Origin of the sequence: Vibrio sp. MM46 (assembly GCF_027587135.1) — a bacterium.
Lineage (GTDB): Bacteria > Pseudomonadota > Gammaproteobacteria > Enterobacterales > Vibrionaceae > Vibrio > Vibrio harveyi.
This window is the reverse complement of record NZ_JAPPTO010000121.1, coordinates 1-332: the sequence shown is the minus strand read 5'-3', so window position 1 is coordinate 332 and position 332 is coordinate 1. Positions and strand designations below refer to the sequence as shown.

Genomic DNA, 332 nt, shown 5'->3' with positions numbered 1-332 from the left:
TCACGATGAGTGTCCACACAGATTGATACGGTTTATAAAAAAGAGACGATACTGGGTCTGTAGCTCAGGTGGTTAGAGCGTTCGCCTGATAAGCGAGAGGTCGGTGGTTCGAGTCCACTCAGACCCACCAATTCCCTTCCCAAGGAATTGGCATACAGTATCGACACCTTGATGGGGCTATAGCTCAGCTGGGAGAGCGCCTGCCTTGCACGCAGGAGGTCAGCAGTTCGATCCTGCTTAGCTCCACCATCTTTAAGCGCATTCGATGAGTGCTTTTAAAAATGGTTTCGAAAGAAATCTAGCTCTTTAACAATTTGGAAAGCTGACAAAAC

Annotated in this window: 2 tRNA genes; both read left to right on the top strand. The window is 47.9% G+C overall.

What is annotated here, in order from left to right:
* The first annotated feature begins 53 nt into the window (after positions 1–53).
* Positions 54–130: transfer RNA gene (locus OH459_RS28225), tRNA-Ile, on the top strand.
* A 43-nt stretch (positions 131–173) separates the two neighbouring features.
* Positions 174–249 (top strand) — tRNA-Ala (locus OH459_RS28220).
* The last annotated feature ends 83 nt before the right edge of the window (positions 250–332 follow it).